The sequence below is a fragment of the Rhizobium sp. K102 genome (genome assembly GCF_022385315.1).
Taxonomy (GTDB): Bacteria; Pseudomonadota; Alphaproteobacteria; order Rhizobiales; family Rhizobiaceae; genus Rhizobium; species Rhizobium croatiense.
On the sequence record NZ_CP092437.1, the window covers coordinates 314872 to 338753 of the forward strand.

At 61.1% G+C, this 23882-nt stretch carries 15 protein-coding genes and 4 pseudogenes; 13 read left to right on the top strand and 6 right to left on the bottom strand.

Translation table 11 applies throughout. From position 1 onward, the window contains the following. Positions 1-107: 107 nt before the first annotated feature. From MHI61_RS28965 to MHI61_RS28980, 5 genes are all read right to left on the bottom strand, one after another. Positions 108-3134 (bottom strand): glycoside hydrolase family 38 C-terminal domain-containing protein, encoded by a 3027-nt coding sequence (locus MHI61_RS28965; protein WP_239793389.1) that lies wholly within the window; start codon positions 3132-3134, stop codon positions 108-110. 235 nt (positions 3135-3369) lie between these two features. Next, positions 3370-3519, bottom strand: coding sequence for a hypothetical protein (locus MHI61_RS32845; RefSeq protein WP_345774878.1), 150 nt, complete (start codon positions 3517-3519; stop codon positions 3370-3372). Continuing rightward, complete coding sequence (locus MHI61_RS28970) at positions 3483-5804, bottom strand: ImcF-related family protein (protein WP_239793390.1); 2322 nt, start codon at positions 5802-5804, stop codon at positions 3483-3485. Before MHI61_RS28970 ends, MHI61_RS32845 begins: the two co-directional genes overlap by 37 nt. A 32-nt stretch (positions 5805-5836) precedes the next feature. Beyond that, positions 5837-6736, bottom strand: a complete 900-nt coding sequence (locus tag MHI61_RS28975; protein ID WP_239793391.1) for a M15 family metallopeptidase — start codon at positions 6734-6736, stop codon at positions 5837-5839. Positions 6737-6741: 5 nt separating this feature from the next. Continuing rightward, positions 6742-7512 (bottom strand): SpoIIE family protein phosphatase, encoded by a 771-nt coding sequence (locus tag MHI61_RS28980; RefSeq protein ID WP_239793392.1) that lies wholly within the window; start codon positions 7510-7512, stop codon positions 6742-6744. Between the two features lie 120 nt (positions 7513-7632). Here MHI61_RS28980 and MHI61_RS28985 point away from each other — a divergent pair, with 120 nt between their 5' ends. Next, positions 7633-8370 carry an OmpA family protein gene (locus MHI61_RS28985; RefSeq protein ID WP_239792928.1) on the top strand — a complete coding sequence of 246 codons (738 nt, stop codon included), beginning with the start codon at positions 7633-7635 and terminating at the stop codon, positions 8368-8370. Positions 8371-8403: 33 nt separating this feature from the next. Here the strand turns inward: MHI61_RS28985 and tssH are convergent. Continuing rightward, positions 8404-11135: pseudogene (tssH, locus tag MHI61_RS28990) on the bottom strand (type VI secretion system ATPase TssH). Positions 11136-11351: 216 nt separating this feature from the next. Here tssH and MHI61_RS28995 point away from each other — a divergent pair. The 12 genes and pseudogenes from MHI61_RS28995 to tssK all read left to right on the top strand — a co-directional run bounded on the left by MHI61_RS28995 (position 11352) and on the right by tssK (position 23878). Then, complete coding sequence (locus tag MHI61_RS28995; RefSeq protein ID WP_239792929.1) at positions 11352-13373, top strand: serine/threonine-protein kinase; 2022 nt, start codon at positions 11352-11354, stop codon at positions 13371-13373. Positions 13374-13464: 91 nt separating this feature from the next. Continuing rightward, positions 13465-14628, top strand: a complete 1164-nt coding sequence (gene tssA / locus MHI61_RS29000; protein WP_239792930.1) for a type VI secretion system protein TssA — start codon at positions 13465-13467, stop codon at positions 14626-14628. Beyond that, the gene (gene tssB, locus MHI61_RS29005) at positions 14625-15161 is read left to right on the top strand and encodes a type VI secretion system contractile sheath small subunit (protein ID WP_097607469.1); all 537 of its coding nucleotides are present in this window, start codon (positions 14625-14627) and stop codon (positions 15159-15161) included. The genes tssA and tssB overlap by 4 nt, the downstream gene beginning before the upstream one ends. Before the next feature lie 3 nt (positions 15162-15164). Beyond that, complete coding sequence (gene tssC, locus MHI61_RS29010) at positions 15165-16673, top strand: type VI secretion system contractile sheath large subunit (RefSeq protein ID WP_170965019.1); 1509 nt, start codon at positions 15165-15167, stop codon at positions 16671-16673. 20 nt (positions 16674-16693) lie between these two features. Next, positions 16694-17143: a type VI secretion system tube protein TssD gene (gene tssD, locus MHI61_RS29015; protein ID WP_010030070.1), complete on the top strand. Its 450-nt coding sequence runs from the start codon at positions 16694-16696 to the stop codon at positions 17141-17143. Then, positions 17130-17891, top strand: a complete 762-nt coding sequence (gene tssE / locus MHI61_RS29020; RefSeq protein ID WP_239793405.1) for a type VI secretion system baseplate subunit TssE — start codon at positions 17130-17132, stop codon at positions 17889-17891. Before tssD ends, tssE begins: the two co-directional genes overlap by 14 nt. Before the next feature lies 1 nt (position 17892). Beyond that, positions 17893-19768: pseudogene (gene tssF, locus MHI61_RS29025) on the top strand (type VI secretion system baseplate subunit TssF). Continuing rightward, a complete protein-coding gene (gene tssG / locus MHI61_RS29030; protein WP_097607465.1) occupies positions 19732-20802 on the top strand; it encodes a type VI secretion system baseplate subunit TssG in 1071 nt (356 codons plus the stop codon). Before tssF ends, tssG begins: the two are co-directional and overlap by 37 nt. 116 nt (positions 20803-20918) lie before the next feature. Then, a pseudogene (locus tag MHI61_RS29035) lies at positions 20919-21017 on the top strand (FHA domain-containing protein); the annotation flags it as partial. A gap of 284 nt (positions 21018-21301) precedes the next feature. Continuing rightward, on the top strand, positions 21302-22066 hold the full coding sequence (gene tagH, locus MHI61_RS29040; protein ID WP_239793406.1) for a type VI secretion system-associated FHA domain protein TagH: 765 nt from the start codon (positions 21302-21304) through the stop codon (positions 22064-22066). Continuing rightward, positions 22066-22527, top strand: a complete 462-nt coding sequence (gene tssJ / locus MHI61_RS29045; RefSeq protein ID WP_097581222.1) for a type VI secretion system lipoprotein TssJ — start codon at positions 22066-22068, stop codon at positions 22525-22527. The genes tagH and tssJ overlap by 1 nt, the downstream gene beginning before the upstream one ends. A gap of 17 nt (positions 22528-22544) precedes the next feature. After that, a pseudogene (gene tssK / locus MHI61_RS29050) lies at positions 22545-23878 on the top strand (type VI secretion system baseplate subunit TssK). Positions 23879-23882: the final 4 nt, after the last annotated feature.

Below are 23882 nucleotides of genomic sequence, written 5' to 3' on the forward strand. Positions count from 1 at the left end.
ACGGATAGGCCTGGGAACCAGCCCGATCGGACGGGCTGGTTCGCGTGACGGCGCGGATCGGGAGCGGTGAACGCCAGCATCCGCTGGGCGTCATCTCAACAGCAGTCTCAGATCCTTTGCAGCTTCCAGGTCCTGATCTCAAACGGCATGATCTCCGCAGGTCCTTTCCGCTCCATCGGCTCTTCGAGAATGTTGAGCGGCTGCGAGGCCGACCATCCGGACGGCAGCGCAAGGGAGAGGCGTCCGCGCCGGCCGGCAGGTTCGTAGAGGCGCAGGATCAGGCCATCACCCTCTTCCGCCGGTTTCAGGCCGGAAAAGGCGACGGGAGTGCCGGCGACGGTGAGCGGCGCGAAAGTGCCGGCTGAAAGGCCCTGGGCCTCGTTGGTCACGAGCGGCTGGTTGAGATCGATTGCCTCATCGAGAACGCCGCCTTCATGCCAGGCGCCGTCATGCGGCATCAGCGCATAGGTGAAACTCTGCTCGCCTTCGTCGGCCAATGGATCCGGATAGATCGGTCCGCGCACCAGGCTCATGCCGATCACATTGCCGCGGGCGCTATGACCGTATTTGGCATTGTTGAGCAGTGCCACGCCGAAGCCCGGCTCGCTGATATCGACGAAACGATGGGCGACGGCCTCGAACATCGCCTGTTCCCAGGAGGTATTGGTGTGTGTCGCCCGCTCGACGATGCCGAAGGCGCATTCGAACGTTGCTTTGCGGGCCTTTACATCGACCGGGTTAAGGGTGCGCAGCAGCGTGCGGCGGTCATGCCAGTCAATCGTCGTTTCAATGTCGAGCCGCTTGGCATTGGCGCTGAGCACGTAGGTCTGGGTGACGCTCGAATTGCGGTAGCGATGAACGACGCGAATCGCCGCGCGGTGCGGGCCGCTTTCGACGAGGCTGATGCTTTCGGTCGCGTCGAGACGGACGGCCTTTTCGGCATAATCGGCATCGATATCCCAGGCCTCCCAGTTGCGCGGCTTGTCGGCCGGATAGACCCAGAGCTGGTTTGCCGAGCCGTCGACTGCTTCGCGGCCGCTCGCCTTATGAACGAGGCTCGCAACCGCGCCGTCCCTGCCGATGACGACCGCGAGATGATCGTTTTCGAGGCGATCGGAACCTGCCTTCAGCCCGCCCGCCGGCTTCAGCGCTTGCCGGTCGAAGACCGCAACGGACAGGGGGGCGACGATATCGGCGGCCGCGACGACGGTGCCGTCGGCGAGCGTGGCGCTCAGCGGCCGCGGCGCAAGCGACGGATTGACGACGACAAGCGCATCGCCGACGCTACCTTTCGGCAGACGGGCCGACAGTGCCTGCAAGGCCTTGGCCTGTTCGGCCTTGGCATGGTCGATGACACCGCCGAGCTCCTGCTCGGCATCCTGATAGACCTCGCGGATGCTCGAGCCCGGCAGAATGTCGTGGAACTCGTTCTTCAGCACCACCCGCCAATCCGCTTCGAGGCTTTTGGGCCTGTCGGCGCCCAGCAAATGCGCGAGCGACGCCAGGGTCTCGGCGGTGATCAGCGCGCGTTCGGCGTGGCGGTGCTTGCGCTTGACGCCGCTTTGCGACGTCAGCGTGGCGCGGTGCAGTTCGAGATAGATTTCGCCGTCCCAGACGGGAAGATTCTTTTCCCGCGCCGTGCCGTGCGCCTGCTCGTAGAAGCCCTTGACCGTGCCCCAGCGCGCCTGCGGAATGGTGGGGAAATCGCGCAACTGCACTTCGCGCTCCACCATTTCGGGCGTGACGCCGCCGCCGCCATCGCCATAGCCGACGGCGAGAAGCGAGGTGTGATGCTGCACCTTGCCGCGGAAATTCTTCCAGGTCGGCAGATAGCAATCGGCCTGTACGAAGCCGTTATAGCCCTGCATCGGATTGTCGAAGGTGTGGGTCAGCACCTGGCTGCCGTCGAGGCCCTTCCACCAGAAAAGATCGGAGGGAATATGGTTGGTCTCGCTCCAATTGACCTTGATGGTGAAGAAGCTGTCCATGCCGCCCTGCCTCAGGATCTGCGGCAGCGCGCCTGAGAAGCCGAAGCAATCCGGCAGCCAGCACACCGTGTGACGGAAGCCGAAAGTATTTTCGAAATAGCGCTGGCCGTAAAGAACCTGGCGGACGAGGCTTTCGCCGGTCGGCATGTTGGTGTCGGGCTCCACCCACATGCCGCCGACGGTTTCCCATTTTCCTTCCGCGACCTTCTGCTTGATGCGCTCGAGAAGCTCCGGATCCTCCTCTTCCATCTGCGCGTAATAATGAGCGGTCGACTGGTTGAAGCGGAAATCGTCGGAGCGCTCCATCAGCGACAGCGCCGTGTTGAAAGTGCGCCGCATCTTCCGCCGCGTCTCGCGATAGGGCCAGAGCCAGGCGAGGTCGATATGCGCATGGCCGGTCAGAAGCAGCTCGCCATTCGGGGGAAAGCGCTTCTGCAGTTCCTTCAGCCGCACCGTCAGGGCCTCGAAGGCGGACGCCGCCGAAGCACTCTGCTCGTCGGTGAGACCCGCCGGGTTCGCCTCAAGCTCCGGCAGTTCCCAGATCTTCTGCTGCATGACGGCATCGGCGGTGCGGGAGACGTAGGCCGCCGTATCCGACGGCCAGTCGAGGCTGCGCAAGGCGTGCTCGGCGGCGTCGACCAGATGCGGCACGACTTCATGATCACCAAGCACCTCGATCGCCTCGGAAACCTGCTTCAACAGAAGATGCAGGCGATGGGCCGGACCGTCGAGCCAGATGAAGCGGGCCTTGTTCAGTCTCGGCGCCCGGTTCGGTTCGCCGAAGGGAAAACGCGCGACGCTTTCCGTCGCGATCGAAAAGCGGTGGCCCTTGACGGGAAATTCCTGATGATAGGGATCGAGCCCGAATGTCTCGCTCTGGCCATCCGGATAGCTCAGCGTGATCAGGCTCTCGCCGCCGAGATCGAGCTGCAGGCGGATATCCTCGAGCGGCCAGCCCGCCGGCGCCTCGGTGGTTGCGGCAAAATGCACGACGCCCTGGCGATGCGGCCAATCCTGGTGATGGCCGATCGGCTCGCCCTCGAAGGTCCAGCCCTCGATCGGGCTACTCTGCCGATCCCGCCAATGCGCCAGCTCGGCGATGCGGACTTTGAGGCGATCGAGGCGTTGGGCAATGGTCAGAGGCATGGTCTATCCCTGTTGAAAAATCGGCGGCGAACGATCCGGAGTCATGGCTTTGGGAGATGAAGATGGTGCGACAGAGATCGCGATATGCCGGCCCCTCCTCCCAGCGGGTCCTGACGGAGCTTAGATTAAGTAACTTTGATTTGCCGTCAAGTGCGAAAGGAATGTCGCTCGCCGGAGAGGCATGAGTGAGTGACTTTGTCATAAAGGTGCGTCCGTCTCTAAAGCCGTGGTGACGTCAGAGGCTCGATGGACATGTCAGTTCCCGCATTAGAATGCGCACGGAGATAGGGTTGGCAGGCTCGGCGAACGACATCTGCAGGTAGGCGCGTGCGCCGGTTGCCCGCACGTCTATGAGAAAACGCCGGCCGCCGTCGCGTGGCCGCAAGCGTGACCCGTCCAGAAAGCGCAGCAGGCCCCACGGCCCGGGCGTGCTTTTTTCTCAACCGCACTACCGCTATCGAAGGAGATTTCGAAGCCGCGTGATGGCAGATCGCCCGGCCAGCTAAAGGTCACTGCCCCGCCTGATGTGGTAACCGGCGCGTGTGCGCCGCCGATCGAGATGGTAGCCGCACCGCGTTGTGCAAGTGCCTCCAGCGATACAGGCAGATGCGGCGAGGTTCCCTGACGAAAGAGCGCGTCGCCGATTGCGGAAGCTTTCTGAAAGAACGTTGCACTCTCGGGCGCATAACCAGAAAGCCGTGCTCCCGGTTTCCAGCGCCACGGCGTCGTTGATATATCCATCAAAGGCGCCAGTTGCGTCCGGAAATAGGTCTCCACGAGACCCTTGGGCGCGAAAATGCGCGCGACTTCAGCCATATCCGCGTCCGACCCGTCAAAGAACGGATAGCGGCCTGCGACAGCAGCCTGGCAGGCCATAGCGATCTCGCCCCAAGCCCCTTGCGGCTTTGCTGTCGGGACAGGATCTTCGGCCTTTTCTACCGCCTTTGGAGATGCCGTCTGCGAGATCACGTCTTCGACCATTTGTACGACGAGGAGCGGGGCTTGCTGCAGGGCGACAACAGAGTTGGCACGCTCCTGCGCATCCATCAGCGACTTTTTGCCGATTTCGGAATTTCCGTCGAGAAGGGCAAGCGCGACATTCAGCGACACAAAGAGGCGCGAGATTTCCGACATGCGACCCTGCTCCACGAATTGGATGGCAGGTCCGAGTGTCGCGGCAATTCGAAGCTGGTTCGCATGGCTGCGGCTGCGGTCGGTGCCCCCCGCCTGACGCCATGCCTCGCGGATCAGGGCCGAGAGCGGGGAGTTGGTGGCGCTTAGCACACCGCTGACAATAACCGCGCTCGGTTGGTCGGTGAATGGCCGAACACGAAGATCGCCGAGGTACTGAGACCACGTCTCCAGCGTCCGCTTCTGAAGGAGGTCCATAACTGCATCAGCACTTGTCTCGTCTCCGGCGTCTAAGAGGACGGTAGTTTCGGCTTTCGCCTTCCCGATCGCCTCTTCTGCCGCGCCGGAGCGCGCGTAAGCCCATCCTGCCTCAGTGTAAAGACCGGGCACGGCCTGCTCGATGGGCAGTCCGGACCTGCGGATCAATATCTTGTCGAGACCAGGTGCTGCCTGCCCGAGAGACCAGGCAGGCAGGCCCGCAGTTTTCTCGGCGCGGGCGAGCTCCAGCATGGCGCGCTCGTTTGCTAAGCCCTCTGAAGCAAACTGTCTTGCTTGAGCAATTGCTTCGGGATCCGGCTCTTCAAGATCTGTCGGAGGTCCGGACATGGCCGCGACATGCATTGCCATGCCGGCAAGTCCGGGAAATGTCTGGGCTCGATCTTCGATCCAGCCCGCCAGGAACCGCGGTTGCCAGTCCGATGTGCCCTTCAAGATGGACCAGGCGCGTAAGGAATCGTAAAGTGCGGTCGCCTCTCCTTCCGTGGCGAGAGCAACACCAAGGGCTTCGGCAAGCGGGCCGCTGGCCAGGGCGTCGACGGCTTGGCCATAGCGCCGGCGTGCCGCTTCTGCCGGATCGAAAATCCCTAAATGATGAATGAGACCAAGGGGTGAACGCTGCGCATCCTGCTCAACAAGTCGAACTCCTGCAAGGAATGCATCGAGTTGGGTTGCGCGCGCCGCCGGTGTTGCCATGCGTCCGGCTTCTACGACATGTGCGACATCGGGCAGTTGCGACAAAAGCCGCTCACGAAACCGCCATTCCGCCCATGCTGCCCAAACCACTAGAATTGCCAGGAAAAGTCCGATCACAAGAGCAGCAAGACCGCGATCCGCGAGGGTTTTATGCTGTGTGCCCGATAGAAGGGCCGCCTGGACAGCGTCGTTACAGTGACCGAGGAAGCGGGCGAGATCCCGGCTCGCCGGCCCTGCCTTCGCTGCCGCCCTCGCCCGTTCGGCGAGGCTGCTCGCCGCCATAACGCCCCCGATTGGAAGAGCGGCGGCCAGAGCGCGCTCCCATTTTCGGATCGACAATGCCGGATTGTTACGCGCTCGCGCATCAACCAAAGCAACAAGGGCATCGCGGGCATCCAGGAGCCAGTCCTGCGGGACCTTCCTGCGCCGTGCTTCCGTCTCGAACGCGGCGACGAGGGTCCGTGCCATTGCCGCAAGCTCGCGCGGATCAGGTTTCTTTTCGCTTTCGGCCCGCCTTGCAAGGTCCAGCAGGGGCTGTGCCAGTGCGGCAAGCACATCTGCTTGCATAGGGGCTGGACCCGGCGGTTCGAGATCCCCCTTCACAGCTTGCCCTCAGCCGCCCATTTTCGCAGCAGCGCCTCGCCTACCTCGAAATGCATAGAATCTTCGCGGCTATAGCCCGCACCCCAATACCAGCCAGCCTCATTGAAGAACTCCGCGAGCACCACGAGCCCGAATTGCGTGCTGTTATCGCCCATGTTGTCGAGGTTCTTCTTGAGCGTCAGGTCGACGGCCGCCCCCCACGCATGTGAGGACACCGACTTTGCCGACCCCCGTACATACCTTGCACAGAGCGCGCCCGCGGTTCCGATTGCGGCATGGATGTCGGGCTCTTCTTTTTTAAGGCGCGCCATGATCTGCTGAAGCGAATCGAGCGCCGGTCTGATCATGGTCAGACGAATACCCCCGATGTCGCGGGTTTCGAGTGCATGCAGCAATTTGGGATTGGTGACCGGTGCACAGGTGGTTGAATAGGTGCTTCTCGGTTCGCCCAATATCTGTCGCAACACGGCCGGGGTCGGGCGTATGACATTCTCGTTGAAACGCTTCTTGGCCAGTTGCATCGGTTCAGTCAGATTTCCTTCTTCCTCACGCGGCGCCATACCGCCGAACTGGTCCGTGAAGAGGGGTGAAGGTGCTGTCTGTTGGATGGTTTGCGGATTGATGACAGGCGCTGTCTGAGCAGGCTCGGGAGGTGGAGCTTTTTCCAACTCCATCACCCTGCCGCCGACATCCGCCATCTGTCCTTTGAGGGTGTTCAATTCAGAGCGCAGCCCCCGAATTTCACCGTCCTGCTGGGCAAGTTGCTGTGTGAGCCGATCTATTTTGCCCGCATTCGGATCACGCTCCGTATCTTGCAAGAGATTTCCGACAAACGCAAAGATGACGGCTGCGAGAATGATGCTCATTCCGATGACGATGGCCGCGATGGCATTCATTGGCCTCAAGATACCGCAGCTCCATCAATTTGGACGACAATCACTGAGACGTTGTCCGGAGCACCGTTATCGAGTGCAGCGCCGATCAATCGCTGACAGGTCACCGCCGGCGTTGTAACGGAAGCCACAAGGGCAGCGATCTCGGCGTCCGCCACACAGTCGGTTAGCCCGTCAGAGCAAAGAATGAGGACATCACCCGGGCAAAACGAAACTTCCGCGGTTTCGACCACAAGATGATCGGACGCTCCAATCGCGCGAGTTACAACATGCGCTTGCGGGTGCTGCCAGGCCGCAGCGGGAGAAAGGCGCCCATCGTCGAGAAGCTCCTGCACGACCGAATGGTCGCGCGTCAGCTGTTGTAATTCACGTTCGCGCCAGCGGTAGGCCCGGCTATCGCCCGCCCATGCAAGCGAAATAGTGCCGCCCTGCAGAAGCGCAGCCACCACGGTTGCACCCATCTGCGCCACGTCGGCCGAGGTTGCCCATCGCCGAATGGCGGAATTGGCTGCCTCGAGCGCGCCCACCAGATCGGCGCTCGAAATTGGCGTATGGGGAAGTAGGGCTAGATGCTCGATCACAAGGCCTGCCGCGACGTCGCCGTGGCCATAACCTCCCATTCCGTCGGCAACGGCCCAAAGCATGCCTGTGGGATCTATGAGTATCGCGTCCTCGTTGCGGTTGCGAACATGACCGGTGTGGCTGAGCCCGGCCCCTTTTGGCCTGCCCGGCCAGCTCGGGACCCGCGTCGAGGGACTATCGGGATACTCCGGGGTCATGACCGGAAGAACCTCATCATTCGCTCCGCCGTGAGGGCCGCCACGGAAGCGGTTGCACCCACGGTCATCCTATAGTAATTTTTTGGCCAGGCGAAACATTTTTGCCGAGAGGAACCTAAAATGAAGCGCCTGCTGACTTTGAAGCTGCTGGTGTCTCTCGCTTTATTCTTCACGTTACAAAGTGAATTGCGTGCACAGGAACTAAACGAGACGGCGCTCAAGGAACGTTTCCAGAGGCAAATGGAATTGTTCAAGGCGGCCACGCTCGGGCCGTCCCGCGGCCTCGTGCTGACCAATTCCGGGCCGGCGCCGGAGGCAACGCCAGTGCCGATCGCCACGCCCGAGACTACGCCAGCCAAGGTCGGCTCTACTCAAGCGAGCAGCAATCCGGGCGCTTCGGCAAATCCGGCGAAAGAGGAAACTGTCGAGGCCAGCCCGACCTCTGGAAACGGGCCGGCGGAGACTTCAACAACTGCAGCAGCGACGATAACAACACCGCAGACATACTGGAAGCTGCCTGACGATGATCAGGTTAACTACCGCGTGCAGTTTGCCTTCGATTCCTCTGCCATCGCACCCAAGGAGAAGCCGATGCTGCAGAAGCTCTGCAGTGTGGTGAAAGAAATGGATATCAAGCTCATTCGCATTGTCGGTCATACCGACGCCTCCGGCGGAGCGAGGTACAACCAGAATCTCTCCACGCTGCGTGCAAGGGAAGTGGCGCGCTTCTTCACAGAGGATTGCCAAATTCCTCGTGAACGGCTCGAGGCTGTTGGCGTTGGCGAGCAGTTTCCGCTCGATGCACAAAAACCGAGAGCTGACGAGAACCGACGCGTCGAATTCCAGGCAGTCAGCTAAACGCGCACAGCAGCCGCAGATGCGATCTAATCGCTATTCAAAGGCGTAGGTGAAGCCGTCCGCAGACGCTCCGACCGTCGCCTTCGTCAAACGCTTGCCGTCCAGCGCCCAGTTCAATATGCCAGTGCTGAGGGCCGGCAGAAGCGTGTTGGTCAAGATCGCATCGATCATGCGACCGCCCGACTCCACTTCGGTGCAGCGCGCCTTGATCAAGTCGATAACGCCCTCACCTATGACCAGTTCGGCGTTGTGGCTCGTACGCAGTCGCTCTGCGATCTTCGCAAAATTTGCCTGCGTGATTGCTTCGATCATCGAATCCGAAAGGGGATAATAGGGCACGACGATGACGCGCCCTGAGGAAGGCGGCCGGGAACACCTGCAGCAACGGTGTCCGCAACGCGGCTTCGAGTTCCTCGGTTGGCGTGCGGGAGAGCCCGTTGCCGGTCAGCCTCATGATGACATCCGATCCGACATTGGAGGTCAGCAATATGAGTGTATTTCTAAAATCAATCCGTCGACCCTCGCTGTCGTCCATCATCCCCTTGTCGAAGACCTGAAAGAAGATCTCGTGGACATCGGGATGCGCTTTTTCGACCTCGTCGAGCAGAATGACGGAATAGGGCCTGCGGCGAACGGCCTCGGTTAGAATACCTCCCTTGCCATAGCCGACATAGCCGGGGGCTCCCTTCAGCGTCGAAACCGTATGAGCCTCCTGAAATTCCGACATGTTGATGGAGATCAGGTTCTGTTCGCCGCCGTACAATGCCTCGGCAAGGGCGAGCGCCGTTTCCGTCTTTCCGACACCGGACGGTCCACAAAGCAGAAAGACGCCGACCGGCTTTTCCGGCGACCCTAATCCCGCGCGGCTGGTCCGTACCCGACGTGCGATCGCTTCCATGGCAAGGTCCTGACCGACAACGCGTTCGCCCAGAATTCCGGCGAGCTTGAGCGCCCTTTCAGTCTGGCCGGCGAGCATTCGCCCGACCGGAATACCTGTCCAGTCCTGGACCACCGAAGCGACCGCGTTGCGGTCTACCGACAGCAGCATCAATGGCGTTTCGCCCTGCATTTCGGCGAGTTCCTGCGTCATCGCCCTTAGGCGCACAAGGTCGGCATTTCCGTCGGGGGCTTCCTTTTCGCCTTCCGGGGGCGCTGAGGAATTTTCGTCGGGGACCGTCGGATTGGGCGCGGTAGCGCCCGGTTGCGACAACGCCGCATCCAGGGGAACTCCCTCGCTGCGCAGCCTGGCCCGCAGGTCGAGAACATCAGACACCAGCAACCGTTCCTTTTCCCAGCGGGCTTGCGCCTTGGCTAGGGCCGTCTCCACCGCGCCAAGGGCGTTGTCGACTCTCAGCTTGACGCTCTGCAACCTCAATGCCGATGGACCTTTCGCGGCCGATGATCCCCTGCTCGATCTCGAGAGCCTGTTTGCGTCGCAGAAGATCTTCAACCTCGGCCGGCGTTGCGTGCTGTGATACGGCCACGCGCGCGCAAGCGGTATCAAGCAAACTGACTGCCTTGTCGGGCAACTGACGGGCCGGAATGTAACGATGTGAAAGGCCGACCGCCGTTTCGATCGCCTCGTCGAGGATCTGAACCCGATGGTGTTTCTCGAGGATGCCCGCCACGCCGCGCAGCATGAGAACGGCGCTTTCTTCGCTGGGTTCCTCAATCTTGACGACTTGGAAGCGCCGGGTCAGCGCCGGGTCTTTCTCGATGTGCTGTTTGTACTCCGCCCATGTCGTTGCGGCGATCGTGCGAAGTTCGCCGCGCGCCAATGCTGGCTTCAAAAGATTTGCGGCGTCTCCCGTTCCAGCAGCCCCGCCCGCTCCGATCAGCGTATGTGCTTCGTCGATGAAGAGGATGATCGGCGTTTCCGATGCCTGAACCTCGTCGATCACCGTCTTGAGGCGTTTTTCAAACTCGCCTTTGACGCTCGCTCCGGCCTGCATCAAGCCCACATCCAGCATGTGGAGCGCGACCCCTTTGAGGGGCGGCGGCACGTCCTCTGCCGCAAGGCGAAGCGCAAAGCCCTCAACGACCGCCGTCTTGCCGACCCCGGCCTCGCCCGTCAGAATCGGGTTGTTCTGCCGTCGGCGCATGAGGATATCGACGATCTGGCGAATTTCCGGGTCGCGACCCACAACCGGATCGATCTTGCCTTCTCGAGCACGCCTGGTCAGATCAGTCGCATATTTGGCCAACGCGGAATCGCCGCCAGCCGGTCGCTCCTTTCGCACCGGTTGTCCAGCTTCGCGCCTGCCTTTATTTTCAAGCGATTGCGACAGTACGTCGTCCAGGCGAGCAAGGACGGAATCGGTTTCGATCCGGTCGAACTCACCGCTGATCTTCAACAGCAAGCCATCAAGCACCGGCACCTTTCGACAGGCCAGAAGGACGTAAGCGCCGCGCACCTCTTCTGAGCCGAATTGAAGACTGCCGAGACTCCAGGCCTCCTGGACAGCGTGAAATATGTGGTCTGAGAACTCTTCAATGGACGTCGCGCCATAGGGCAGCTTGTCGATCGACCGCGCCATGTCGGCTGCAAGGCGCCCGAGGTTCACGCCAGCGTCGGCAAGGATCAGCTGGAAATCCGCGCGGTCGACGAGCGCCAGCTGCTCGATCCAATGCACGAGTTCGACATAGGGATTGCCCCGAAGCTTGGCGGCGTCGGCTGCCGCCTTGAATGCGCGCAGACATATCGGATCAAGCTTGCCGATGAGTTCTTTACGTTTGAAGCTGTGAGAAGACACGTTCTGCTGCATGCCGGTCGGCTCCTGCCAGGTGCTCTCGAATGAACGAGCCTAGTCTTCAATCTCAATGGCAAACTGCCACATTATAGTGTTCTTGACAAATATTCGAACCGCATGTCTTTGATGAATAGTGACCGCGTGGTTTGGAGTTAGCAGATGATTGACCCATTGCCCGGTGACATCTTTCGCAAGAACCAGGTACTCAACAATACCTACGAGATCGAGGGTGTGCTCGGCCGCGGCGGAACGGGCGAAGTCTACCGCGCCAGCAACAAGATCACCGGCCGTGTCGTGGCGCTCAAGGCACTCAAGCGGGAGCTGTCCGCCGATGCCGGCTATCTGGAATTGATGAAGCGGGAAGAGGAGATGCGCGGCATCTCGCATGACGCGGTCGTGCGTTATACCGACTGCAGCCAGACAGCCGAGGGTTACGTCTATCTGGTCATGGATTACGTCGCAGGTACGCCACTCAACGACTATCTCGAGCGTGGCGGGATTTCTTCCAGAGACCTGCTGGTCGTGGCCCAAAGAGTGGCGGAGGGCTTGGTTGCGACACACGAACGCAAGATCGTCCATCGCGATCTGTCGCCCGACAACATCATCTTGCGCAGCGGCCGGCCGGAGGAAGCCGTCATCATCGACTTCGGCATTGCCAAGGACAGCAAGACGGGCGCACGCACAATCGTCGGCAAAGAGTTTGCCGGAAAATATGAATATGCAGCGCCCGAACAATTGCACGGGCAGGCCGAGCCGCGATCAGACCTTTATGCCCTCGGCGCATCCTTGCTTGCGACCTTTCGCGGAAAAATTCCCAACGTCGGAACGAGTTCCGGCGAGGTTGTCCGCTACAAGGAGCGCCGGCTGGATACAGCGGGCGTTCCGGAGCCGCTCAAGGCGTTGATCGACGATCTCACCCAACCCGACCCATCGCGACGCCCGCCAACGGCTGCGGCCGTCGTCAAGCAGGTGGGGGAGATGTTGCGGACCAATCGCAGTGGCCGGAAGGAAGGTGGGAGTGGCGCCCGTCCGGGCTGGTGGCACTGGCCGGCAATCTTAGCCACTGCTGTCGTAGCGGCGATCGCGGGACTTTGGTTTGCCGGCTTTGGCGAGAGCCTGTTTGTGAAAAGCCTTCCGGTCCAGGCACCCTATAAACTCAGCGCCGGGCTCGACGGGCAACACCAGCCGACCTTGTCCGGCTTTGCTCCCGATGCCGACCAGCAACAGGCGATATTGGCGGGTTTTTCGCGCACAGCCGGGCTGCCGGCACCCACGGGTGCGCTTACACTTGCGAAAGGGGAACCTTCCGAGCGCTGGGCACAAGACATCGACAGCTTTTTCGCCGCCGCCGACGGGCTCGACGAGTGGAGGCTCGATGTCTCGGACCGCACCGTCCGCCTGACCGGCCTTGCTCCCGACAAGACAACACGTGACACTGTCGTCAGCCGGTTCAGCGAGGCGAGCAAGGCCGCCGGCTATCAACCTGTCGTGCGGATTGCCGCAGGACCGAGGAGCCTGACGCCCGACCAGTTGAAATCTGCCATCACACCGTTGGAGACCTGCGGTTCGCTTGTCGTCCAGACACCGGAAGGGGCAAACTTTCCTCTTGGCTCGACAGTCGCCATTCGGGGAAACGTTGCGGCAAGCGGAGATATCGAAGCGCTCCGGCAAAGGCTCGCACCGCGTCTGGGTGATCGCGATCTGCGATTTGATACGACAGTGCTCAACAAACAGTTGTGTGTCGTCCAGTCATTGTTGCCCGATGTGCCACAAGGGCCGATGACGATCGTGCTCGGTTATGGTGACAAATCCGAACCGAACATGTCCGGCATCTACTCGGTTGGCGACAATCCGGTCATCGATGTGCTGGCTCCGGCCGCGATCACGGATGGCTACCTCTGGGTCGCGATTGCCGATGTCACCGGCAATCTGTTCAACGTCCTTCCCAACATCAAGCGCCCGGACAACGCGCTTGCCAGTCTCGGGACGGTGTCCGATGGCATGCGTACCATCCGTGTCGCCTACTCCACCGCAGATGGAGCGACCGATCCCGCAAAGCTTTCCTTCGCGGTCGACAATACGTTCGGTAGAAGCCTGATAATCGCGATGCAGACCGACCGTCCTCTGTTCTCGCAACTTCGCCCCACAACTGAATCCACAAAGTCCTTTGCCGAGGATTTACATGCGGTTATTGCCAGCGGGAAGGTTTCGATCCTATCGACGACGACCCGATTGATCGACACTCGGAATTAATGCCGCTCGTCGATAAGTGGCATTAGTACAGAGCGAAATTTTATGCTAAAACAGGATCGCGAGAAGAATATTCGGTAAAGCGGGGGATCTGTTGTTCGACTCTGCGCTCTGGTTGAATCCGATAAACGGTGACAACCCGTCCGGCGAAAGCCTACGGAACGACGGACGATTCCACGAGCTCGAACGCCTCGTACAGCCCCAGATCGAAATCAGCCGCGACGAGCGCAACAACCCCGTCGCACGAACGGAAGTGCCGGTCGACTGGTCGACCGTGCTTCGCAAATCAGAGGAGCTGCGAGCGCACGGGCGCGATCTCAGGCTGCTCGTGATTGTAACGCGTGCCCTTGCGAATGAGCGAGGACTGGCCGGCCTCGCCAACGGATTGAACCTGATCGGCCAAACCTTCGACATGCACTGGCAGACAATGCACCCGGAGCTTCGCGACGGCCTGCCTCCACGCGAAGCCGCTCTTCGCCGCATCAACGCACTGATCCAGCTTCAAAATGACAAGGATGGTCTGCTCGGCGATCTGCGCAAAATGACGTTCTTTGCGCCTCGTGGCGCTGGCCCGGTGACGGGACGCGATCTGGAGCAGGGGGCGGTCGACAGCCGCACCGTTCTGAACGAAGCGGCGCCGGGTTTGAGTGCGGCCGAGAAGGCCTCGCTTGTCAGCGAACATGAGCAATTGGTCAATCGCGTGCGGTTCGGGTGCGCGGCATTTGCCGAACAGGCCGCTGATGAAGCCGCGGCGCTGGCCGCCGATGCACGGGCTGCTGCTGCAGCTCTGGAGGCGGCCGAACAGTCGCTCAACCTGCAGATCGGCGGCGACTTGCGCGTTACCCTGCCGGATCTGAGCCGGTTTCTGCAGCGCGTGGCGGCGACCCTGGAGCGTACCAAGCTTAATGCGCAACAGGAGAGTCAGAAAGAGGACACTGCCGGCGACGAACCTGCGTCGGCTGCCACCAGCGCTGCGCCAGACCGGGCCCCGAACCAGCCGGCAACAGTCTTCCCCTCCCGTCTGAGCTCGCGAGACGAAGTCACGCGCTGCATCGACCTCATCATCGCCTTTTACGACCGTACGGAGCCATCAAGCCCCATTCCCCATCTGGCCCGCAGGATCAAGCGAATGGTGCCAATGGATTTTCTCGAGCTCATGGAGGACCTTGCTCCTTCCGGGCTGAAAGAATTCCGGCTTCTGGCCGGCGTTTCGGAAAGCAAGAAACCTGCCCCTGGGACAAAAGGTGACCACCAATGAGCGAAACTAAGGCGAAGGTAATCGAACGCAACAGGGCGCCTCGCGTCCAGATCGCCTATGAAGTGGAAACATATGGCAGCCCGACCACGATCGAACTGCCTTTCGTGATGGGGGTGATGGCAGATCTTGCCGGTGCGTCCCAAACGCCAGAGGCACTCAAATCCGTGCGGGACCGGACCTTTGTCGAAACCGACGCTAACCGGTTCGGTCGCTTCATGGAGGCACTGAGCCCGCGGGTCAAGGCGCGGATCAAGAACACGCTTCCCCAACCGCCCGGCGAAGAGCGTGACGAGGAACTTGCCGTCGACCTGACCTTTACGAGCATGGGTGACTTCGCTCCGGACCGGATCGCCGAACAGGTTCCGCAGCTCGCCGAACTGTTGAAGATGCGCCGCCAGCTTGAGGAATTGCTGGGCTTCATGGATGGCCGCGTCGACGCCGAAAAGCGTATCGCCCAGCTTTTGAACAACGAGCCCCTTTTGGCAAAAATCGCCGACCAGGCGATTGATGATGGCAGCAAGTCGGAGGGCTGAAACATGGCCGAACAGGAAAGAACCGCCGCTGTCGACGTCAAGGAAGCCGAAGGCGTCGATCTTCAGGAATTCAGCGACCTTCTTGAAAAGGACTTCAAGGTCAAGAAGGATGACAGCGACAAGCTGCAAACCCTGGTGCAGAATCTTGCGCTTGCAGCGCGCGCGCGCTCGCAGTCGACGACAATTTCCTCGAATGCGATCAAGTCGATCAAATCCCTGATCTCCGGCATCGACAAGCTTCTGACCGAGCAGGTCAACGAAGTTCTCCATGCGCCCGAGGTGCTGCAGCTCGAGGGAACATGGCGCGGCTTGTGGTATCTCGTCAACAACACCGAGACGGATCAGAAGCTGAAGATCCGCGTCATGAATATTTCAAAGGAAGCCCTGGCCGACACGCTCGAAGACTATGAGGGCCAGATGTGGGACCAAAGTCCCATATTCAAGAAAGTCTATACGGACGAATATTCCATGCTTGGCGGCAGCCCGTACGGCTGCCTGATCGGTGCCTACGAGTTCTCCAACCACCCGAAGGACGTCGCTCTCCTTCGCAACATGTCCGGCATCTGCGCGTCGGCGCACACGCCCTTCATTGCAGCCGCCGCCCCGCGACTCTTTCGCATGGAAAGCTGGCAGGAACTGCCCAACCCCCAGGATCTGCAACAGATTGTCTCGTCGCCCGCCTACGCGTCCTGGCAGTCGCTGCGAGAGAGCGAGGATGCGCGTTACATCGGTCTGACGATGCCCCGGGTCCTTGCGCGCCTGCCCTACGGCGCGGAAACCATTCCGGTAAAGAGCTTCGCCTTCGAGGAGGATGTCCAGGGCGATCATCATCGCTACGTATGGATGAATGCCGCCTTCCCGATGGGGGTCAATATCAATCGAAGCCACAAGCTGTTTGGCTGGGGCACGCAAATTCGCGGCGTCGAGAACGGCGGAGCGGTCATCAATCTTCCAGTCCACAATTTCCCGACTGACGATGGTACCGTCGCGATGAAATGCCCGACGGAGGTCGCCATCGACGATCGCCGCGAGGCAGAGCTTGCCAAGCTTGGGCTCATGCCGATCCTGCATCGCAAGAATACAGACATCGCAGCCTTCATCGGTGCGCACTCGCTACAGGATGACGAGACGCGCGCCGGGCGCCTGGTCGATCCGGATGCACAGGCCAATGAGCGCCTGAGCGCAAATCTGCCGTATCTTTTCCCGGTTTCGCGTTTCGCCCATTACCTGAAGGCAATCGCCCGCGACAAGATCGGTTCGTTCAAGGAGCGGTCCGACATGCAGATCTGGCTGACGGAGTGGATCAATCGCTACGTTCTTGCCAACCCTGCCTTTGCCGACGACAAGGCCCGCGCCAAACGGCCGCTGGCTGCGGCCGAGGTTCAGGTCGACAGCGTCGAAGGCCGCCCGGGATGGTACAATGCCCGGTTTTATCTGCGCCCCCATTATCAGTTGGAAGGCATCAATGCGTCACTGCGTCTCGTATCGGAGCTGCCGTCGACGAAGAGCTGAATTCACAAGGGAGGTTATTCATGAAAATTGACGGTTTTCTCAAGGTGCCGGATATCACGGGACCGAGCGTTCGCGATGGCCACGAAGACGAGATCGAAATCCACGGCGTGGAGTTTGAAATGGTCGCCCCCTACGATCCCAATTCGCTCTCGCGACGGGGCCGCGTCAGTCTGGGCATGATCAATTTCATCAAGCACTATGACAAATCCTCGCCCTATCTGAAGAAGGCGCTGTTCGCCAACACGCTTCTCGGCGAGGTCAAGTTCTCCGCGCGCAGAACGATCGAAGGCGAGACGAGCGATTATCTGGTCGTTACGCTGAAGGAGGCTTCGGTCACCCAGTACACTATGAAGCCAAGTGAGGACGAACCCGATCTCATCGAGGAGCGCGTCGGCTTCGCCTACAAGAACATCACGTTCAACTATGACGACAAGGACGAGGTCGAAATGGATGTCTATGTCGGCAAGTGACGGCTGGCGAAAAGAAGTTGGAAGAGAGTTGAGACCGCTTGGCGGGCACCAGCGCGCAACCCGCGAAACGATCCAGCCATCCTTGTGGGATCGCCTGGTCAATGATTTGCCGGGGCTCGGCTCCGAGATCAAAGATCTCCGGCAGATGTTGCAAAGCGAGATAGACGCAGAGCGGCTGGACGCGATGGTGGCCGGCGGCGTCGGGCAAATAGAGTCGGCGACGGATCTCAGTTTCGAGCAGAAGAAGAACATCCATCGTCTGCTTTCACTGGAACGTCGTCGTCTGGAACTGGAAAGTCGCGGCGTGGTCGTTTCGAGCGATGTGCTTCGTGAAGCGGTGCGACGCGACATCGAGGCGCTTTTCAATGTGCAACGTTTCGAATCCTCGCCCCTTTTGACCGATGCGGAGGCCGAGCTGGTGGGCGAGAACCCTCCCTCGCTTGAAGATTTTCCGCTGGTGCGCCGCAGTGTAGTCAATTACGGCGTGCCGCCATTTTCGGGCCGCTCATCGCGTGATTTCGACCGTGAGGAACTCGCCAAGGAAATCGCACAAGTGCTTGCGGCATTCGAGCCCCGGCTCAAAGAAGGCGCAACAAAGGTGACCGTCAGCCTTGGCGACAAGTCGATTGGCCTGAGGATCGATATTGACGCGCTTCTCCTGACGACGCCCGCGCCAGAACGGCTACGCATCCGCACCATTCTCGATCTCGACAACGGCTCGGCGAGAACCGAGTTGAAGGACACCTGAAATGGATCGGGTCTTCCTTGAATATTATGAGGAGGAACTCAGCCATATTCGCGCGCTTGCCGCCGAGTTTGCCCATATGCACCCCTCGATCGCGCGCAATCTTTCTCTGGACACCATTCCGTGTCCGGACCCCTTTGTCGAACGGCTTCTTGACGGCGTCGCGTTTCTGGCAGCCCGCACCCGCCAGAAGGTGGACGCAGAAAGCACGCGCTATGTCCGCAGCGTGCTTGAAAACTTCTATCCCGACCTCGTCTCGCCGGCGCCGGCAACGGCCATGGCCTTGCTGAAGCCCGGCCAGCAAGTTCAAACCATGTTTGCCGGTCACCTTTTGAAGCGGGGAACGCGGCTCGTTTCGAGCGTGCGGCCTGGAATTTCGACAAGATCCATCTTCACCACGGTCCAGGACGTGACGCTCTGGCCGCTTACAATCAGCTCCGTGACCTACATACAGGACCGAAGCGCACTTGCGGCGGCGGGGATCGGCGCCATTGACGGGGTTGCCGGCGCGTCCGGATTGAGCATCACCATCAATCGAACCGGCAGGGGCAAGCTCGCCGACTTGACGCTCGATCGCCTGGACTTTTATTTCAGTGAGAAGAGCAAGGCGCCATTGCTCTTCGATACGCTATTTGGCACCTGCGCTGGTGTTGGGGCGCGCCCGGAGGGGCGCGACACCCCCCTGAAGCCGCTGCCCGCGCTCGAGATGGTCGGCATATCTGACGACGAGGCGCTCATGCCTCGCACGCGCGAAACCTTTGAGGGCTACCGCCTTTTGCGCGAATATTTTATCGCCCCCGAGCGGTTTCACTATGCGCGTGTGACGGGGATGCGGCCGGTCGTTCGCCAATGCGGCGAGAGGCTGGAACTGGTTTTCCTGCTTCGTCGGCCCGTTCCGGAGCTTGCCGGCCTCACGGCCAAGGATCTGGAGCTTTTCGCAACTCCGATCATCAACCTGTTCGAGCGCTCCTGCAGCGTCATCGAGTTCGATCCGCGGCGGACCCGGCAGGTCCTCCACGCCGATCGAACGCGGCCGCGCGATTTCGAAATCTATCGCGCGGTGCGTGTGGAAGACGCCGATGGCGAAGGCTCCGACGCCGAGATACCAGCTCTTTTCAGTCTCGGTCAAAACCGAACAAACGGTTGGGTCTATTTTACAGAACGTCGCCCACGGCGGCCGAGCGAGGACGAGCTTCGTCAGGGACAAACCCGCACATCCTATGTCGGAGACGACGTCTTCATCTCGCTCTCACGCCCGGCACAGTCGAAAGCGGGGCGACCGCTCAAGCGAATTGAGGTGACGGCCCTTTGCACCAACCGGGACTTGCCGATACTGGACGACACGCCCTCCCTTACGCTCGAAAGCGGCGATCCTGTCGAGACCGTGCAATTGCTTGGCGCGCTACGCCAGCCCTGGCCTGCCATTCCGGCAACGCTTCCGGCCGGCGCCGTCGAAGCCTCAAGAGCCGATGAACTCGCCTGGCGCTTTATCGCGCAATTGTCGCTGAATTTTCTCAGCCTGGCGGAGGAAGGCCGCGGGGTCGACCCTCTTCACGCCCTGCTCGATCTTTATGCACAGCGGGGAGATCCAAGCCTCTCGCGCCATGTACGCGCCATTGCGCGAGTTCGAGGCCCGGCCTCTCATCGAGCGCCTGCCGATCGCTGGGCCGATGTGCTTTGCCCGCGGCAGCGACATCACGCTCCATGTCGACCAGTCGGTGCTTGCCGGGCATAGCAGCTTGTTGCTTACGGCGCTGCTCTCGAGGCTCTTTGCACGCTACGCGGCGATTAACGGATTCGTGCGCACAAGAGCGCGGATCCTGCAGAAACAGGAGGATGTGCTATGGCCGATAACGCCGGGCAACCGCTTCCTGATCTGAAGAATGAAGTCGTCGGATCTGCCGAGCAGTTCGACTTTTTTGAGCTCCTGCGGCGGCTCGAGAATACGGACATGATCTTCGGTCAGGCAGGCCCGCCGCAGCGGGAACCGGCCCGGCTCGGACAGCACATACGGCTTGGTTTTGCCGTGCAGGACATCGCAAGGCTCGAGCCTTCCACCGAAACAGCGCCCGCCCGGGTAACGGTGGCGACGATCGGCTTGCTCGGTCCCGAAGGTCCGATGCCGCTTTATCTGACGCGCTGGGTGCTGGATCGCCTGTCGCAGCGATGGTTTGCCGGTGCCGACATGCGCGAGGTCAGCGACACCACGTTCGTCGACTTCGTCAATGTGCTTCAACATCGCATGATCGCACTCTTCTACCGGGCGTGGGCGGATGCGCACCCGGCCGTCCAGATCGAGCGCGCCGAGGGCGGTCGCATTCGTGCCATGGCGGCGGCCATGGCAGGGATCGGCCTGCGAGGCAGGGCTGAGCGTCAGCCGACCGCGATCGACCTGACGAAGCTTGCTCACGCCGCAGCCCTTGCCCATCAAGTCGACGGGCCTGAGAGGCTCACGCAGTTTCTTGGCGATCATTTCAAGGTTCCTTTCAAGCTTCGCGAATTTGTCGGTGTCTGGATGGACATACCGCTAAGGATCCAGTCCCGCCTTGCCGGCGCCCACGCACAGCTTGCCAGAAGCGCCACGATCGGGCCGAGAACATTCCAGCGACAGCAACGGATCGAACTTTCCGTCGGACCGTTGACGCTTGGAGATTACGCAGCCTTTCTGCCTGGCAGCGAGCGTCGCGCAACCTTGCAAACGGCAATCCGCGATCTGATGGGAAACGGGCTCGATGTGGATGTCAGGCTCGTGCTCAAACGAGACGAGGTTCCCGCAGCCAAGCTGGGACAAGCGCGGCTCGGGCATATCGCTTGGCTCGCTCCGAAACAGGATCGAGGCGACGCAGCCGATTTGTGCATGCGCACCCTCGTTGGTTTTCGTCCTGAGATTGCGGAGGCCACCGCATGGCCTTGATCCTTACCCTCGAACAGTCCCCCAGGCCCCAGGCCGTGCGCCAGATGCGGCTCGTCGAGGGCGAGCTCGTCATCGGTCGTAGCGCAGACGCCGACTGGCGGATCGACGATCCGGACATGTATGTTTCCCGTGCCCATTGCACCATTGCTTGCGTTCACGGTCGATATCAGGTGACGGATACGTCAAGCGGCGGCCTCTTCGTAGACGGGGCGCGCGCACCACTTGGAGCGGGAAATTCCGCCCCGTTGCATGACGGCGCCCGGCTGCAGCTCGGCAATTATGTCGTCCGTGTCGAGCTGCAAAGCATGCAGGCAGAGCGCCCGTCTGAACAAACGACATCGCCGCCGCCGATCGGCTTCGAAGGGGATTCTTTCTTCTCGGAACGCATCGAGCGGGTTGAATCCCCCCGGCGACCCGCCGGATTGCCTGACCCGTTCGAACACCCCGCTGCGGCGCCGTTTGCCGATCCCGACCGACAGGAGCCGAAAAAAGCGCGCCCCTGTTCGACGATCCGTTCAGCCTCGACCCGCTACCGGCCCAGCGGCAGGACAATCGGGCCTGGGATCTTTTTACGACGGGCACGGCTGCAGAGCAGCCGGCTCCGGAGCTCGCCACACCACAAGTCGGGCCGCAAGCCAATCCGGAACCACAGACGGAGCCGAGGCAGCAGAAGACAGCGCCGATCGAGACCGACCTGCGCGACGCCTTTCTGCGCGGATTGGGCTTCCGTGGCGAGGAGTTTCCGTCTGCCGATCCCGTCGTCCAAATGGAGAATTTTGGCCGGGAGTACCGGATGATGCTGGAAGGGTTGATCCATCTCCTGCGCAAGCGGGCCGAAGAAAAGGGCGAGGCCCGGATCGCACAAACTGTTGTCGGGGCCTCCGAGGTCAACCCTCTCAAATTCATGCCGACCGTCGACGACGTCATCGCGACGTTCCTCACGCAACGCAATGTCGGCTTCCTGCCGCCCGAAGCGGCGATCAACGGCTCCATCCGCGATCTCGCCCACCATCACGTGCGCACCTGGCGCGGCGTCCAGGCCGCGCTGGCAAGGATGGTGGAGCGCTTCGATCCGGCGGCGCTAGAAAGCGAATTGAAGTCTCAATCGGCCTGGGACGCGCTGCTTGCCGGCGGGCGACGGGCAAAGCTCTGGGAACTTTACGAGAAACGCTATCGCGAAATTGCCAGGAGCGCATCAACGCGCTTCCTCGGCGAAATCGGCAGCGATTTCCGGGACGGCTATGAAGAGAGGGAGAAAGAATGATGCTTAACCGACGTGGTTTCTTGATGATGCTCGGTGCGACAGGCTTGATTTCCGGTTGCATGAGCGGTCCGCCAAAATCCTCGACCGTGACCGTAAAGGCGACAGGACAGGCGGGGATGAATCTTGCCGCTGATGGCGGGGATCGCCCGGTGACCGTGCTCGTCCTCAGGCTCAAGGATGTCGGGAAGTTCAATTCTGCCGATATTTTCGCCCTCCAGTCCGACCCTGCTTCCGCACTCGGGGCAGACCTTCTCGGCTCCGACCAATTGACCGTCTCTCCCGGCGGATCGGCCACCAAGACGGTGGCGTTCCCGCCGGAAGCCACGTTCCTCGGAGTGGTCGCGTTTTTCAGGACGCCCGGCGGCCGTGTCTGGCGACAGGCAGTCCCGGTCAAGCCGGAATCGACGGTGACGGCGAATGTAGCATTGAGTAGCGGCGGCATGGCGCTCGCGCTCGCCTGAAAGGAGGGCGTTCCAGCATGACGGATACGAATAAGGTGCTTTGGTCCGAGGGACTCTTCCTTCGGACGCAGCATTTTCAGCAGCAAGACCGGTATACCGAGGCCCTGATACGCGGCGCGCTGCAGGCGGGGAGGTTGCAGACCTTCGGCTTTAGATCCCTTACGCTGGATACCGCACAGCTTGAAGCAGGCCGCGTTGCCGTCTTGTCGGCGCGCGGCATTTTTCCGGACGGCACGCCCTTTTCCATTCCCGAGACGATGGATGCGCCGGTGCCATTGACCATCACCCGCGAAATGGGTGCGGGGGCGGTGCAGCTTGCGCTGCCGCTGGAACCGCCAGGCGGCGCATGTTTCGATGCCGCTCATAACGAGCCGACCGGAGCCCGTTATAAGGGACAGATCGAACGCGTGCGTGACGCCGTCAATGGTGGCGCCGATCCCGAAGAGATCGAGATCGCCCGCCCTCAAGCCCTGCTCCTGTCGCCGCTGCAGGCGACCGGCGGCTATACCGCGATGCCGGCTGCGAAGGTCGACGGGCTGCTGGCCGACGGCAGCGTCGCGATGGGGAAAACTTTCTGCCACCAGCCATGACGACCGGAGGCGTGGCCTTCTACGGCCAGTTGATGCAGGAGGTGATAACCGGGCTCGACCGCATCGCCGAAGCACATGGCAAGATGGTTCTTGGTGGCGCCGGCCGCAGCGTGGAAAATCTGCTGGTCCTCGAACTTGCCAACACGGCGCGTCCGCGGCTGGCCCATATGCTCCCCCAGGAGGTTTTTCACCCGGCTGAACTCTTTCTCGAGCTGAGTGGGCTTGCGGGGCGAATGGCGACCTACGGCTCCGGCTCCCGACGACTGACCGAGCTCCCGACCTATGAGCACATGGCGCCGGGACCTGCCTTTGCGGCGCTCGCAGACACATTGCGTTCGCTGCTGCTCAGCCTGCGTTATGTCGAGCCGAAGTCGCGGGCACTTCCCGTGCTCAAGCACGCGACCAATGTCTGGAAGGTTCGGGTCGACAATCCCGAATTGCTGACCGCCAGTCGCATTGTCGTGCGGGTCGGATGTGACATGTCCGAGGAGGCGCTGCGCAAAATCTTCGTCGATCAGGTGACGGTGGGTGCTGCCGACGAATTCGAGGCCCTGTGGAAGTCACGACTGCCGGGCATCCGTCTAAAGCCGCTTCATTCGCAGCCCCGCGAGATCCCCTATGACGGTGACCGTCTCTGCCTTGAACTCGATCAGCGCAGCGAACATTGGGAATCCCTTCTGCGTTCGCCCGGCTTCGTAATCGGCGTGTCCGGCGTTTTGCCCAGCGAACCGCAGGTCGACTGCTATTCGGTTAACAGGTAGCGCC

Bases quoted from the DNA above. Each gene is read 5' to 3' on its own strand.
- tssE (WP_239793405.1), top strand. From the start codon at position 17,130: ATGTCGGCAAGTGACGGCTGGCGAAAAGAAGTTGGAAGAGAGTTGAGA.
- tssB (WP_097607469.1), top strand. From the start codon at position 14,625: ATGAGCGAAACTAAGGCGAAGGTAATCGAACGCAACAGGGCGCCTCGC.
- MHI61_RS28970 (WP_239793390.1), bottom strand. From the start codon at position 5,804: ATGCAAGCAGATGTGCTTGCCGCACTGGCACAGCCCCTGCTGGACCTT.
- tssG (WP_097607465.1), top strand. From the start codon at position 19,732: ATGGCCGATAACGCCGGGCAACCGCTTCCTGATCTGAAGAATGAAGTC.
- MHI61_RS28975 (WP_239793391.1), bottom strand. From the start codon at position 6,736: ATGAATGCCATCGCGGCCATCGTCATCGGAATGAGCATCATTCTCGCA.
- MHI61_RS28985 (WP_239792928.1), top strand. From the start codon at position 7,633: ATGAAGCGCCTGCTGACTTTGAAGCTGCTGGTGTCTCTCGCTTTATTC.
- tssD (WP_010030070.1), top strand. From the start codon at position 16,694: ATGAAAATTGACGGTTTTCTCAAGGTGCCGGATATCACGGGACCGAGC.
- MHI61_RS28980 (WP_239793392.1), bottom strand. From the start codon at position 7,512: ATGACCCCGGAGTATCCCGATAGTCCCTCGACGCGGGTCCCGAGCTGG.
- MHI61_RS28965 (WP_239793389.1), bottom strand. From the start codon at position 3,134: ATGCCTCTGACCATTGCCCAACGCCTCGATCGCCTCAAAGTCCGCATC.
- tssC (WP_170965019.1), top strand. From the start codon at position 15,165: ATGGCCGAACAGGAAAGAACCGCCGCTGTCGACGTCAAGGAAGCCGAA.
- tssJ (WP_097581222.1), top strand. From the start codon at position 22,066: ATGCTTAACCGACGTGGTTTCTTGATGATGCTCGGTGCGACAGGCTTG.